Annotated in this window: 10 protein-coding genes; 7 read left to right on the top strand and 3 right to left on the bottom strand. The window is 70.3% G+C overall.

Annotated elements, in window-relative coordinates; all coding sequences use genetic code 11:
• Positions 1-66: 66 nt before the first annotated feature.
• A complete protein-coding gene (locus KUF83_RS36010; protein WP_217459257.1) occupies positions 67-801 on the bottom strand; it encodes a hypothetical protein in 735 nt (244 codons plus the stop codon).
• A 315-nt stretch (positions 802-1,116) separates the two neighbouring features.
• Between KUF83_RS36010 and KUF83_RS36005 the strand changes: the two genes are divergently transcribed.
• From KUF83_RS36005 to KUF83_RS35990, 4 genes are all read left to right on the top strand, one after another.
• Positions 1,117-1,893, top strand: a complete 777-nt coding sequence (locus KUF83_RS36005; RefSeq protein ID WP_217459256.1) for an SDR family NAD(P)-dependent oxidoreductase — start codon at positions 1,117-1,119, stop codon at positions 1,891-1,893.
• A gap of 110 nt (positions 1,894-2,003) precedes the next feature.
• Positions 2,004-3,122 carry an LLM class flavin-dependent oxidoreductase gene (locus KUF83_RS36000; protein WP_217459255.1) on the top strand — a complete coding sequence of 373 codons (1,119 nt, stop codon included), beginning with the start codon at positions 2,004-2,006 and terminating at the stop codon, positions 3,120-3,122.
• A gap of 111 nt (positions 3,123-3,233) precedes the next feature.
• Complete coding sequence (locus KUF83_RS35995) at positions 3,234-4,964, top strand: amidohydrolase family protein (RefSeq protein WP_217459254.1); 1,731 nt, start codon at positions 3,234-3,236, stop codon at positions 4,962-4,964.
• Positions 4,961-6,412: an aldehyde dehydrogenase family protein gene (locus KUF83_RS35990; protein ID WP_217459253.1), complete on the top strand. Its 1,452-nt coding sequence runs from the start codon at positions 4,961-4,963 to the stop codon at positions 6,410-6,412. The genes KUF83_RS35995 and KUF83_RS35990 overlap by 4 nt, the downstream gene beginning before the upstream one ends.
• Positions 6,413-6,640: 228 nt before the next feature.
• Here KUF83_RS35990 and KUF83_RS35985 read toward each other — a convergent pair whose 3' ends face one another.
• Positions 6,641-7,762, bottom strand: a complete 1,122-nt coding sequence (locus KUF83_RS35985) for a S1 family peptidase (protein WP_217459252.1) — start codon at positions 7,760-7,762, stop codon at positions 6,641-6,643.
• A gap of 212 nt (positions 7,763-7,974) precedes the next feature.
• A complete protein-coding gene (locus KUF83_RS35980; protein WP_217459251.1) occupies positions 7,975-9,057 on the bottom strand; it encodes a helix-turn-helix transcriptional regulator in 1,083 nt (360 codons plus the stop codon).
• Positions 9,058-9,462: 405 nt separating this feature from the next.
• Here KUF83_RS35980 and KUF83_RS35975 point away from each other — a divergent pair, with 405 nt between their 5' ends.
• The 3 genes from KUF83_RS35975 (at position 9,463) to KUF83_RS35965 (ending at position 12,987) form a co-directional block, all read left to right on the top strand.
• On the top strand, positions 9,463-10,368 hold the full coding sequence (locus tag KUF83_RS35975; protein ID WP_217459250.1) for a hypothetical protein: 906 nt from the start codon (positions 9,463-9,465) through the stop codon (positions 10,366-10,368).
• A gap of 87 nt (positions 10,369-10,455) precedes the next feature.
• Entirely contained in the window at positions 10,456-10,935 is a 480-nt protein-coding gene (locus KUF83_RS35970; RefSeq protein WP_217459249.1) for a hypothetical protein, read from the top strand.
• Between the two features lie 384 nt (positions 10,936-11,319).
• A complete protein-coding gene (locus KUF83_RS35965) occupies positions 11,320-12,987 on the top strand; it encodes a serine/threonine-protein kinase (RefSeq protein ID WP_217459248.1) in 1,668 nt (555 codons plus the stop codon).
• Positions 12,988-12,996: the final 9 nt, after the last annotated feature.

Raw genomic sequence — 12,996 nt, 5'->3', positions numbered from 1 at the left:
GTCGGAGTTCCGCCGGCGGTCCGTCGTCGACCCGTCAGCAGTCCGTCAGCAGTCGAGAGCGGTCCGTCAGCAGTCCGTCAGGACGGGCTTGGCGACCCCGTCCGCGATGCCGGGCGCACCGGCGGCTCCGGCCAGGACGACGGGTCCCTCGATGACCTCGGGGGCCACGAAGTTCTTCTCGGGGCTCGGGTTGACGGCGAAGCTCCCCGGGTCGGCGTCGATCCGTACCCGCCACTCGCCGGTCATGCGCTGCATCTTCGGCGTGAACTCCATGTGCAGGACCTTGCCGACCGGGACCTCCCTGGTCTCCGTGTCGCCTGCGGTCACCGACCGGACGGTCAGGTCGGTTGTCCCCTTGTGCTTGAGCCACGACCCGCTCAGGAAGCCGAACAGGCCTCCGCCGGCGCCCTGTTGCGTCGCGGTGTACGTGCCCTCGCCCTGACCCACGGTCGCCTTCCAGGTGATCGAGACCTTCGCCGGCTCGGTGGCGTTCGGCTCGCAGTTGGGGAAGTCGATGGACGCCTTCTCCTTGGGGCCGTCGAAGGTCTCGAACTTCGTCTCGGCGAAATCGCAGTTGTCGGCCTGGAACCCGTCGGCGAAAGCGCCCCCGAAGTCCCTCACCGACCGTTGTTTGCCGCTGACGACCGCGGACCTCTCGCACATCGTCATGATCTGCTCCGGCGTCTTCTCCTCGGCCGCGTTCGCCGAGGGCAGCAGGGTGATGACCGCCGCACCGGTGGCGAGTGCGGACCCGATGGCGACGAGCCGGATCTTCTTGTTCTTCAAGGCCCTCTTGGCCACGACTTGCTCCGTCCTTGGGGGCTTCTTTGCCTTGCCGAGAACGGATTATTGGGCCGTGCCGGGAGCGCCGACAGAGTCAAATGTCCCTACCGGACGGTCACTTGACGTGTGCATTGCGACACACCCCGAAGCCTCCGCCCCCTTGCCTGACGATGCGTCAGATACGACGATGGGCACGCTCGCCGCATGTGTGACGGCGCGTCAGCAGTGGCGCGGTCGTCTCCACGTCTCCATCTCCCGCACCTTCACGTCTTCACGTCTTCACGTCTTCACGTCTCAACGTCTCCACGTCTTCATGTCTCCGGAGGGAATCCCATGGGCAAGCTCGACGGACGCGTAGTCCTCGTCACCGGTGCCGCGCGCGGTCAGGGCGAGCAGGAGGCGCGGCTCTTCGCGGCCGAGGGTGCCAAGGTCGTCGTCGCGGACGTGCTCGACGACCAGGGGGAGCGCCTCGCCAAGGAGCTGGGGGCGCTCTACGTCCACCTGGACGTGAGCCGCGAGGAGGACTGGACGGCCGCGGTCGCCGCCGCCAAGGGGGCGTACGGAAAGGTCGACGGGCTGGTCAACAACGCCGGCATCCTGCGGTTCAACACCCTTGTCGACACGCCCCTCGAAGAGTTCATGCGGGTCGTGCAGGTCAATCAGGTCGGCGTCTTCCTCGGCATCAAGACCCTGGCCCCCGAGATCGGCGCGGCCGGCGGCGGGACCGTCGTCAACACCGCCTCGTACACCGGCCTCACCGGCATGGCGTACGTCGGCGCGTACAGCGCGAGCAAGCATGCGATCGTCGGCCTCACGCGTGTGGCCGCGCTGGAGCTGGCCGCTCAGGGGATCCGCGTCAACGCCGTCTGTCCCGGGGCGATTGACACCGCCATGAGCAACCCGGCCCTGCTCGACCCGGCGGCGGACGCCGAGGCGGCCTCGAAGGGTGTCGAGCGGCTGTACCGCAAGCTCGTGCCGATGGGCCGCATCGGTACGGCCGAGGAGGTGGCCCGGCTCGCGCTCTTCCTGTCCTGCGAGGACTCCTCCTACATCACCGGCCAGCCCTTCGTGATCGACGGCGGCTGGCTGGCGGGCGTCAGCGCCATGTGACGCCCCATCAGGTATTGACGCCTCGCGGGTGCGGTGCAACAGTCGGCGGCAGATGAATCTGACGGTGCGTCAGGTCAGGCAGGGTGACGGACAGAGGACGGTGAACCTCCTTGGAATTCGGGCTCTTTGTACAGGGATACGTGGGCAAGCGGGCCGAGACCGATCCGCTCGCGGAGCACAAGGCGCTGATGGAGGAGACCGAGTACGTCATCCAGGCGGACAAGTCCGGCTTCAAGTACGCCTGGGCGTCCGAGCACCACTTCCTGGAGGAGTACTCGCACCTCTCCGCGAACGACGTCTTCCTCGGATACCTGGCGCACGCGACGGACCGGATCCACCTGGGATCGGGCATCTTCAACCCCCTCGCCCAGGTCAACCACCCCGTGAAGGTCGCCGAGAAGGTCGCCATGCTCGACCATCTCACCGAGAACCGCTTCGAGTTCGGCAGTGGACGCGGCGCCGGATCGCACGAGATCCTCGGCTTCCTCCCCGGCATCACCGACATGAACTACACCAAGGAGATCTGGGAAGAGACCATCGCCGAGTTCCCGAAGATGTGGCTCCAGGACGAGTACGTCGGGTTCCAGGGCAAGCACTGGCAGCTCCCGCCCCGCAAGATCCTGCCCAAGCCGCACGGGAAGTCGCACCCCGCCATGTGGTACGCGGCCGGGTCGCCGCCCTCGTACTCGATGGCGGCCCGCAAGGGGCTCGGGGTGCTCGGCTTCAGCGTGCAGAAGGTCTCCGACATGGAGTGGGTGCTGGAGCAGTACAAGACGGCGATCGTCGAGGCGGAGCCGATCGGGGACTTCGTCAACGACAACGTGATGGTGACGACGACCGCGATCTGCGCGCCGACGCACGACGAGGCGATCCGCGTCGCCGTCGGCGGCGGGCTGCACTATCTGCCGTCCCTCGTGTTCCGGTACCACGACACCTTCCCGCGGCCCGAGGGTTTCCCCGTGTGGCCGGAGACGCTGCCCGAGTACAACGAGGAGTTCATCGAACTCCTCATCGCCGAGGAGCTGTTGATCTGCGGGGACCCCGACGAGGTGCTCACGCAGTGCAAGCGGTGGGAGCAGGCCGGGGCCGACCAGCTGTCCTTCGGGCTGCCTGTCGGCGTGCCCAAGGAGGAGACGCTCCAGACGATCCGGCTGATCGGGGAGCACGTGATTCCGAAGATCGACACGGATCCCGTGCACCGGACGACCCGGTTCCGTCAGGCGGGCTGAGGTCCGTCGCGGGGTGCGGGTCCGCTGTGGCTGGTCGCGCAGTTCCCCGCGCCCCTGGGCAAGTCGGCGGTGCCGTACGCCAAGAAGGCTCAGCGAGAGAAGGGTTTCGTCGTGCTTGACCATCTGATCAAAGGCGTGACCGTCGTCGATGGGTCGGGTGGCCCCGCCTTCGTCGCCGACGTGGGGATACGGGACGGGCGGATCGCCGTGATCGGTCAGGTCACGGAGGAGGCGCGTACGAGTGAGGACGCCGCCGGGCTCGTCCTCGCGCCCGGGTTCGTCGACCCCCACACCCACTACGACGCGCAGCTCTTCTGGGACCCGTATGCCACTCCCTCCCTGAACCACGGGGTGACGACCGTGGCCGGCGGGAACTGCGGATTCACCCTCGCCCCCCTGAACCCGGCACGGCCCGAGGACGCCGACTACACCCGGCGGATGATGTCCAAGGTCGAAGGGATGTCCCTGGTCGCCCTGGAGGAGGGCGCGCCGTGGAACTGGCACTCCTTCGGGGAGTACCTCGACGCCCTGGAAGGACGGACAGCGGTCAACGCGGGCTTCATGGTGGGCCACTGCGCGCTGCGCAGGTACGTGATGGGTCCGCAGGCCGTGGGCGGACAGCCGACGGGGGAACAGCTGTCGCAGATGGTCGCGCTGCTCCACGAGGCGATGGAGGCCGGCGCCTGGGGACTCTCCACCACGCAGTCGTCCACCCACTCCGACGGCGACGGGAAGCCCGTCGCCTCACGGCACGCGGGGCCCGCCGAACTGCTCGCGCTCTCCCGGGCGGTGGGCGAGCACGAGGGTACGCAGATCGAGGCGATCGTGGCGGGCTGCCTCGACCAGTTCAGCGACGACGAGATCGATCTGTTCGTGGAGATGAGCGCCGCGGCGGGACGCCCGCTGAACTGGAACGTCCTGACGATCGACGCGGCCGTCCCCGAGCGGGTGCCCCGGCAGCTGGCGGCGAGCGAGCGGGCCCGCAAGGCGGGCGGCCGGATCGTGGCGCTGACCATGCCGATCCTCACGCCGATGAACATGTCGCTGGGCACGTTCTGCGCCCTGAACCTGATCCCCGGGTGGGGCGAGGTGCTCGGCCTTCCCGTGCCCGAGCGGATCGCGAAGCTGCGGGAGCCCGGCGTCCGCGCCGAGATGCTGCGCCGCGCCGACTCCAAGGAGGCGGGCGTCTTCCGGCGCCTCGCCGACTTCGGGCGGTACGTCATCGGGGACACGTACAGCGCGGCGAACGAGGGGCTCACCGGGCGCGTCGTACGGGACATCGCGGCCGAGCGGGACCAGGAACCCTTCGAGTGCATCGTCGGGATCTGCGCCAACGACGACATGCGTACGGTCCTGTGGCCCATGCCCACCGACAACGACCCCCAGTCGTGGAGCCTGCGCCAGGAGACGTGGGCGCACGAGGACGTGATGCTCGGCGGCTCCGACGCGGGCGCCCATCTGGACCGGATGTGCGGGGCGCCGTACACGACCCGGTTCATCGGGGACTGCCTGCGGGGCCGGAAACTGGCGACGCTGGAGCAGGCCGTGAAGATGCTCACGGACGACCCGGCCCAGCTCTTCGGGCTGCGGGACCGCGGCCGGATCGCGGAGGGTTTCCATGCGGACCTCGTGCTCTTCGACCCGCAGCGGATCGACGCCGGCAAGGCCACCCTGGTGCACGACCTGCCGGGAGACAGCCCGCGCCTCGACTCGAAGGCGATCGGCATCAAGGCCGTGTGGGTCAACGGAGTCGAGTCGATACGCGACGACGTGGTGACCGGGGCCGTACCGGGCAAGGTGCTGCGGTCCGGGCAGGACACGCGGACGGTGAGCACCAGGTGACCGACGCCCAGCGGCTGTTCGTCGGCGGCTCGTGGGTGGAGCCGGACGGCGGCCACTACGAGGTGACCGACCCCGCGACCGAGGACGTCGTCGGGCTGGCCCCGGAGGCCTCGCGGGAGCAGGTGCACGCGGCGGCCGCCGCGGCCCGTGAGGCCTTCCCGGCGTGGTCGCGCACGGCTCCCGCGGAGCGGGCCGCGATCCTCGGCCGGGCTGCCGACGTGATCCGACGCCACCTCGTCCCGCACGCCGAGGTGGCCCAGGCGGAGACCGGCGCGACGACCGGCACCGCGCGCGGGATGCAGGTGGGCGTCGGGGCGGCCCGTTTCCAGCGGTACGCGCGCGTGGAGCCCGTCGAGGAGCCGCTGCCCCCGCAGATCAACGAGGCGGGCCCCTTCGGGAAGGCCGCCGTGATGGGCGCCCTGGCCGTGCGCCAGCCGGTGGGCGTGGTCACCTGCATCACCTCGTACAACAACCCCTGGGCGAACCCGGCGGGCAAGATCGCCCCGGCGCTGGCCATGGGCAACACGGTCGTGGTGAAGCCCGCCCCGCAGGACCCGCTCTCCGTGTACCGGATGGCCCGGGCGCTGGAGGAGGCGGGCGTGCCGCCGGGGGTCGTGAACGTCGTCAGCGGCTCGCGGGCGGAGGTCGGGGAGGCTGCCGTCGACTCGGACGACGTCGACATGGTGAGCTTCACCGGTTCGACCGCCGTCGGCCGGCGCATCGCCGAGGTGTGCGGGCGCGGCATGAAACGACAGCTGATGGAGCTGGGCGGCAAGGGCGCGGCGATCGTCTTCGAGGACGCCGACCTGGAGTCGGCGGTCCGCGGCATCGGGACCACGTTCTCCTTCTACAGCGGCCAGATCTGCACGGCTCCGACCCGGGTGCTCGCGCAACGCCCCGTCTACGACCGGCTGGTGACCCAACTGGCCGCCTACATCGGCTATTTGAAGGTGGGCGATCCGCGGGCCGAGGGCACGGTCGTCGGCCCGGTGATCTCCGCCGCCCACCGCGACCGGATCGAGTCGTACGTCGAACTGGGCCGCAAGGAGGGCGCGCGGGTCGTGGCCGGCGGGGAACGCCCGCCGCTCGACAAGGGCTTCTACGTGGCCCCCACCCTCCTCGCGGACTGCACCAACGACATGAGGGTCGTACGCGAGGAGATCTTCGGCCCGGTCGTCGTGGTCCTCCCCTTCGACGACGAGGACGAGGCGGTCGAGCTCGCCAACGACAGCGACTACGGCCTCATCGACTACGTCTGGTCCGGGGACGTGGCCCGCGCCTTCCGCGTGGCGCGGCAGCTGCGGGCCGGCGGGGTCGGCGTCAACACGGTCGGCCGGAACATGGAGGCGCCGTTCGGCGGCTTCAAACAGAGCGGGGTGGGACGGGACGTGGGGTCGTACGCCCTGCACGCGTACTCGGAGCTGCAGTCGATCGTGTGGCCGGGCTGAGCCCGGGACCCGGCCATGGCCCGTACCGCGCCTCGGGGTGAGGCGGGGCTCGGGCCACAGGGTGCCGGGTGGCCGCCGGGCCGCACACGATGCCGGGCGGCCGCCCGGGCCACAGGGTGCCGAGCGACGACCGGGCCACAGGGTGCCGGGCGACGGCCGAGAAACCTGTCTCCGTCCGCGTACCCGGGAAGACCCCTCCGGCGGGAATCCTGTTCGCCCCGGCAGGTCCTAGTACACGCTCAGCCCGTAGCGGGCCAGCACCCACTGCACCGGCTGGAAGAAGGTCCGGTACTGACCCTGCGCGCTGTTGCACGACGCGCCCCGCGGAGTGTTGGTCGCGGAGGTGATGCCGAGCGCGTCGGTCCCCGCCCACAGGGGTCCGCCGCTGTCTCCGGGCAGGGCGCAGTGCGAGGTCTCGATCATGTTCTTCATCACCTTGCCGCTGGGGAAGGTGAAGGTCACGCTCGGGTTGATCACCTGGCCCACCAGGTCGCTGCTGACGGCGCCGGCGCGCTTGACGGACTCGCCGTCCTGCGGGTAGCGGGAGTCGGTGATCTCGAACGTGCCGCCGGCCGCCCTGACGGAACCGTAGGCGGCGACATCGGCGTTGAGGTACTCGATGACGGCGTAGTCCTTGTCGACCTCGCCGAAGTCCCACCACTCCGTGCGATTGCCCAAGAAGATACCGCCGGCCTCCCGGTGCCAGGGCACCTCTTGACTGGTGCTCGCGCAGTGACCGGCGGTGATGAAGTACCGCTTTCCGGCGGGGTTGCGGACGTTGAACCCGAGGGTGCAGTTCGTGGGGCCGTACGGCGCGACGATGCCGATGCCGCCTAGGGATTCGTAGGCGGTCTCCTTGATCCCGCCGGGCACCTTCTCGACGCGCACCTTGTCGCCGTAGCCGGCGACGAGGTCGGTGAGGCGCTTCTGGTCGGCGGCGGAGACGCCGTCGAAGATCTCCACGGCCACCTGGTTGGTGCTCGGGTCGATGCCCCAGGAGGTGTTGGGGATGGCGTCGGTCTCCGCGATGCGCTGATCGAGGGCGGTGCGCACCGAGTTCAGGTCCGCGGTGCTGTGCTCGACGACCTCGGCGGCGGCGCCCCCGGCCCGGACGGTCCGCGCGGCGGCCTCGTCGGTGACGGCGACGACGAGCCGCCCGGCGGTGTCGTAGTAGACCCCGCCGGTCCGGTCGGGCCCGACTTCGGCGGCCAGCGCCCGCGCCCGGGCCGGGTCGGTGAGGGACGCCGGGAGCGGGGCCGTGGCCGCGTTCGCCGTCGGAGAGGCGAGCGTCGCGAACAAGCCGCAGATCGCTATCGCCATGACTGTGGGACGGAGCGGGACTTTCCGCATGCGGTGCACCTTCGCTGAGCAGGGAGCTGACGTGCCGGAACGCCGACCTTCGCTCCAGGGTGCGGGACGGCTGCCCGGTCTGTCGTTGCCGGTGAGTGCACAGAAGCTGGGGTTTGAGTTCACTCCGCTGCTCAGCACTGTGCCGCATGCGGAAAGTCCCGAAAAAGTCCCGAACACGCCCTGGGCGCCGGGGCTTTCCTGTCGCTGTTCGTTCAGCCCGTCGAGGTGGGCGTGCCGCAGTCCGTCGCGAGGCTTCCGGCTGGGTGCCCGCCACGGTGCGTCGGGTGTGCGTGGACCGGCGCGGGTGTGTGGTGGGCGATGAGGAGTTCCGCGCCGAGAGGGGAGAGCGAGTGCCGCACGGTGTTTCCCTGTCTGCTGGTGGAGATCAGACCGGCCTGGCGCAGCACCGTGGCGTGCTGGCTGGCCGAGGCCGGGGAGATGTCGGCGCGACGGGCCAACTCGCCGGTGGTGCAGGCGTGCACGAGCAGATGCATGACCGTCGCTCGGGTGCGGCCCAGCAGCGCCGACAGAGGGCGGGGCACCCGTCTGTCCCGGGCGGCACTGTCGGCCGCCCAGCCCGGACTGCGCACGACGGGATACACCAGCACGGGAGTTGTCCCGGGGCTCTTGAGCGTGATGGGGATGCCGAAGCAGAAGAACGACGGCAGGAGCACCAGCCCGCTGCCGTTGAGGAAGAGGTCCTGGTCCACGGGGTAGGGGAGTTCCAGTACGGGCGGCTGCCAGCGGGTCTGCGGGTGCAGTCGGGTGAGCAGCCGCGCGACGCCTCCCGCGGCCAGGTCGTGCAGACGGGTGGCCCGGTCGGCCTCCACCTGGGCGTGCAGGGGGCGCCAGTAGGGCGCCAGCGTGATCCGGTGATAGCGCCGGACGGCCTCCCCCAGGGTCCGGAGAACGGAGAGATCGCCGTCTGCCAACGCACCCAGCCACGTGGATGGCGCACGCCGGGGAGCCAGGTCGCCGAGATCCGCGCGCAGCCGGGACCGCGGGGTGGCGAGCAGGATGTCGATGGCCTCGTCCAGGCCGGAGGTGCCCACCGTGGGGGTGAGGAAGTCCGCCGAGTAGCCGACGGGCGGCGCCAGTTCGCACAACATGCGTGACAGGTCCGCCGTACTCCCGAGGAGCCTGCCGCGGGCCGTGTCGCGCCAGATGCCGAACTCCTTGGTGCCGGGCCGTTTCTGCAACGCGTGCAGGCTCAGCAGCACCTCCCACAGTACGTCCGGCTCGCCGGCCAGGCGCGTGTTGCCCATGTCCTCGGTGGTGAAGTGGATGCGCAGCATGGTGTTCCCCCGTTTGCTCGATGCGGTTCGCCCGGGGCGGGTGACTGGTCGGTGCCCCCTGGCGACCGATCTGGGCGTTTTATGTGTCCGACGTGTCGGCGCGCGGTCGAGACGTGCCTCTTTCGAAGAGCACTGAAAGTCTTGGCGCGTTCATGCACGGATCAACCACGCTGTCGGCATGAGCCCGGTCGCACCGGATGCCGGCCGGCCGGGGCCGTCAGCCTTGTCCGCCGCTGTACCACGGGGGCGGACGTGCGGCGAACCACGTCCCCTCGCCCTCGCCCTCACCCTCACCCGCACCCTCGTCAACGCAACTTCCGCGTCAGCCTCTGACGCTGCCCCTGCCGCCGGCCCCGGCCCGCTTCCGGGCCGCTTCCTCGTTCACACCCAACGCGAGAGGACGTCATGCGCAAGGCCGTGATCAGCCTGTTCCTTGTGTCGGTCGTCGTCACCGGCTGTGGCAGCGCCCAGCACACCCCGACGACAATGGGACCTCAGTCGACCGGAGAGTTCCGGCAGCTGACGGATGCCGAGCAGTTGCGGATCTCGGACGCACAGCAAGTGCTGATGGGTGCGTGCATGAGACGCCAGGGCTTCGAGTTCTGGGAGGTCGAGCGGCGCAGCCTGGCGGAGAGCCGCACGCTCGGCTACGTGCTGGACGACGTCGCCTGGGCCCGCACATACGGGTACGGCAGCCGCATCGATGCCAGGGATTCCGCCGCCCGGGCCGCCAACCCCAACCTCGCCTACCGCAAGGGCTTGTCCGAGCAGCGCCGCGATGCCTACGACGAGGCGCTGGACGAGGGCGTCGACGCGCCGGAGACCTCCGTCGAGATCCCCGGTGGCGGCACGTTGAGCAGGCAGATGGGCGGCTGCGTGGCCGAGGCCGAGAAGCAGCTGTACGGAGACCCGCAGGAATGGTTCCGTGCGGAGAAGATCGCCGGGCACCTGCGGTCACTCTACGTTCCCCGGGTGCTGGCCGACCGGCGGTTCGCGGCGGCGCAGACCGCCTGGTCGCGGTGCATGAAGCGGGCGGGTTACGCCTTCAGCGACCCGGGTGACTCCCGTCAGGCGGCGGTCGCGCGGTCCGGACGGGTGGCTGATCCCAAGGTCTTCGCGGCCGAGCGGAAGCTCGCCGTGGCCGACGCCACCTGCGCCCGGGACGCCGATCTCCGCTCCATCGGTGAGGAGCGGGAGAGCCACTACATTGCCCAACTGCGCGACCGGTACGGCGAAGCCCTCGACACGTACGCCCGGCTCCAGGGCCAGGCGCTCGACCGCGCCAAGAAGATCGTCGGCCCTCGAACCTGACGGCCCATCCGCTCCACCGCTCATCCCCTCCACGGCCCGTCCGTGGAACCGCATGCCTCCCCGGAGGCGGACATCAAGGAGTACGTCATGCGCAGACCAGCCACAGCCGCCGTCGTCGTCGCCCTGGCATCCCTCGGACTCATCGCACCGGCCACGTCTGCCACTGCGGCGGCGCAGGACTACCGCTGTCAGGACGAATGGCCGGGCCGTGACGGCTATGTGAGGGTTTGGGAGCACTACGGCTGTGACGGGCTGCCTCTCGGCAAGGACGTGGGAGACGACAACTCATGGAGCGACAGCGTCGGCCAGTTCCAGACACCGGCCCACACATTGGCGTCCTCAGTGATGAACAGCGGGTTCATCGGAGGCAAGGACGTCGTCGCCTTCTACGCCGCGAAGAACTACGACTACACGCAAGGCTACGTCTGCCTCGCCCCGGGGGAGAAGTGGGCCGACAACCTCACGGACAACTACTTCTACGGCACGGGGACGGTCGTGAACGACCGCATCAGGTCCCACCGGTGGGTCAACGCCTCCGGCTGCGCGGCGGGCAGCTGGCTGACCTGACCTGAAGCGGTTCCGGAGCCGGGGACGGTCGTGTGCTGCGGCTCGCTGCGGCCCGGCCATCCGTAAAGGGGCCGTCTCCTTCAGCTCGATGCCGTACGAGGGCCCGTCGGTTCGCCGGCGGGCCCTTTCCCGCGTTGTTCCCCAGCCCTGCCCCCAAGTCCGGCCCCGTTGCCTTGACCGGAACCCATGGTCGGGCCTCGAACCTGCTCACGAATTCGGCGTCGTCGTGCTTGACTTTCCCGTCCGCACGATCTTTGCGGGGCGGCCGAACTGCGTGCCTCCCGCTGCGACCGGCGGACAGGGGGCGACCGTTGGGCCGACACCGCTGGTCAGCGCATCGGTCGAGGGGATCAGGGGTTCAGGGGATCAGGGGGACGAGGGCCGATGAATCACGCGACCGAGGTGTTCCAGCCACTGCAGGCGGACGATCCGTCCATGGTGGCCGGATACCGCCTCGCCGCCCGGCTGGGCGCGGGAGGCATGGGCCGGGTCTACCTGTCCCACACCCAGGGCGGCCGACCGGTGGCGCTCAAGGTGATCCGGCCGGAACTGGCCGACGACCCGGTCTTCCGGCGCGGCTTCCGCCGGGAGATCAAGGCGGCTCAGCGGGTCCGGGGCGCGTACACCGCCGAGCTGATCGACGCCGACGCGGACGGCGTACCGCCGTGGCTCGCCACGCTGTACGTGCCCGGCCCCTCGCTGGCGGACGCGGTCGCCCGGCGCGGACCGCTGCCGGTGCCCGCGGTCCTGTGGCTGATGGCGGGAGTGGCCGAGGCGCTCCAGGCCATCCACTCCGCGGGAATCGTGCACCGGGACCTGAAGCCGTCGAACGTGCTGCTGGCCGCGGACGGGCCGCGGGTCATCGACTTCGGCATCTCGCTGGCCTCGGGCATCACCTCGCACACCGCCACGGGAGCGACCGTCGGCACGCCCCAGTTCATGGCCCCCGAGCAGGCGTCCGGCGCCGAGGTCACGACGGCGACCGACGTGTTCGCGCTCGGCCAGACAGCGGCGTTCGCGGCGCTGGGCGTACCGCTGTACGGGGAGGGCAACTCGGTCGGCGTGCTGTACCGGATCGTGCACTCGGAACCGGACCTGTCCCTGCTGCCCGCACAACTCCGTCCGCTGATGGCCCGGTGCCTCGCCGCCGACCCGGGGGAGCGGGCCACTCCGGCGGAGATCGTCGAGTGGTGCCGTCAGCGGCTGGGCGGAGACGCGGGCGCGGGGGCGGGGTCGGCCGTCTGGCGGGAGGTCATGGGACCGGAGGTGGCGGTTCCGGCGCCGGTCCCGCATCCCACCCCGGTGCTGCCGATGGCGATGCCGTTGCTCCCACAGCCGCAACTGCAGGGGCGTCCGCAGCCGACGGTGCAGGACGAGGGGCGGGCCCGACGCCGACGTACGAGAGTGTTCGCGGTCGCCGTGATCGCGGTCTCGCTGCTGTCGGTGAGCGTGGCATGGACGAACCTGGACCTGTCCGACCGGCTGCGCGACCAGAAGTCGGGGGCGTCCTCGACGTCCGACCGGGAGAACTCCGCAGGGTCGTCGGTGTCCTCGTCGGCATCCGCGCCGTCCTCGGGGTCGGGAACCGGTGGCCGGACATCAGGAGGATCGGGCCCCTCCTCGGAGGCGTCCGCGTCGCCGGAACGGATCCCGTATCCCGTGATGCTGCTGAACGCGACCGAGCCCCTGGACATGAAGGATCCCTACCGCTACGCCACCAAGAAGTCCAAGCGCTCCAAGGACACCAGGAGCGCCGAGGAGCGCAAGGCGGACATCCGCCTCGTCTGCGGGCAGACCTGCGCGCTGGAGAGCGGCACGACCCTCGTCGACTGGGTGCCCTCCGAGAAGCCGGGTGCCACCCTGGAAACCTGCCGCGCGACCCTCGCCGACGCCGAGCACAGGCTCCCGCTCGCCATCGTGGCGGCCGGCAGCGAGATCTGCTTCGAACACCCCTCCGGAGACATCGGGCTGTTCGTTGTCGATGTGAAGTCGACAGCGCTGCCGGAAGCCGCCTTCCTGTCGGGGGAGATGACGGTTTGGCGGGCGGGCTAGCCGGGTCTG

It is taken from the genome of Streptomyces sp. BV286, from assembly GCF_019090165.1.
Taxonomy (GTDB): Bacteria; Actinomycetota; Actinomycetes; order Streptomycetales; family Streptomycetaceae; genus Streptomyces.
Note: the sequence above shows the minus strand (reverse complement) of the source record. Positions and strands in the feature narration are given on the sequence as shown.

Coding starts and splice junctions, on each gene's coding strand:
- KUF83_RS36005 (WP_217459256.1), top strand. CDS start 1,117: ATGGGCAAGCTCGACGGACGCGTAGTCCTCGTCACCGGTGCCGCGCGC.
- KUF83_RS35985 (WP_217459252.1), bottom strand. CDS start 7,762: ATGCGGAAAGTCCCGCTCCGTCCCACAGTCATGGCGATAGCGATCTGC.
- KUF83_RS35980 (WP_217459251.1), bottom strand. CDS start 9,057: ATGCTGCGCATCCACTTCACCACCGAGGACATGGGCAACACGCGCCTG.
- KUF83_RS35975 (WP_217459250.1), top strand. CDS start 9,463: ATGCGCAAGGCCGTGATCAGCCTGTTCCTTGTGTCGGTCGTCGTCACC.
- KUF83_RS35970 (WP_217459249.1), top strand. CDS start 10,456: ATGCGCAGACCAGCCACAGCCGCCGTCGTCGTCGCCCTGGCATCCCTC.
- KUF83_RS35965 (WP_217459248.1), top strand. CDS start 11,320: ATGAATCACGCGACCGAGGTGTTCCAGCCACTGCAGGCGGACGATCCG.